Raw genomic sequence first — 750 nt, 5'->3', positions numbered from 1 at the left:
ACTCGACTATCACTACGCCAAGGGCGGTGCACTGGCCGCCATCGACCTCAATGGCGCATCGCTGACCCGCCATGTCTACCAGTCGGGCCGCGAACAACAACGCCAGCAGGGCTTGCTGCTCAGCGAATACTCTTACGACGATCAGGGACGATTACTCGCCCACGCTGTAGGCCATCAGCACGATTCGCTGTACCGCCGCGATTATGCCTACAGCGCCAACGGCAATCTCGCGCACATCGCCGACAGCCGCCACGGCCAGCGCACCTACGGTTACGACGCGCTCGACCGGCTGATCCGCGTACGCCACTCACGCGACGAACTGCCAGAAAGCTTCGCCCACGACCCGGCCGGCAACCTGCTGATGCAGGACCGCCCCGGCCCGAGCCAGATCAAGGGCAATCGCCTGCTGATGCAGGGCGATCGTCATTACGACTACGACGCCTTCGGCAACCTGATCCGCGAACGTCGCGGCCGCGCGCAAACCCTCGTCACCGAATACCGCTACGACAGCCAGCACCGCCTGATCGGCCTGACCCGCCCCGACGGCCAGACCGCCTCTTACAAGTACGACGCCTTCGGCCGGCGCATCCGCAAAACCGTCAACGGCGAGACCACCGAGTTCTTCTGGCAAGGCGACCACCTCGTCGCCGAAAGCAGCGAAAGCGAATACCGCAGCTACGTCTACGAACCCGGCACCTTCCGCCCGCTGGCATTGCTCGACGGCAAAGGCCCGAAAAAAGCCTGCCCGTT

Annotated in this window: 1 pseudogene; it reads left to right on the top strand. The window is 64.1% G+C overall.

Annotated features, from left to right (window positions below):
- A pseudogene (locus GTU76_RS29745) lies at positions 1-750 on the top strand (type IV secretion protein Rhs); the annotation flags it as partial.

The sequence above is a fragment of the Pseudomonas crudilactis genome, assembly GCF_013433315.1.
GTDB lineage: Bacteria > Pseudomonadota > Gammaproteobacteria > Pseudomonadales > Pseudomonadaceae > Aquipseudomonas > Aquipseudomonas crudilactis.
This window is presented reverse-complemented; position numbering and strand designations above follow the sequence as displayed.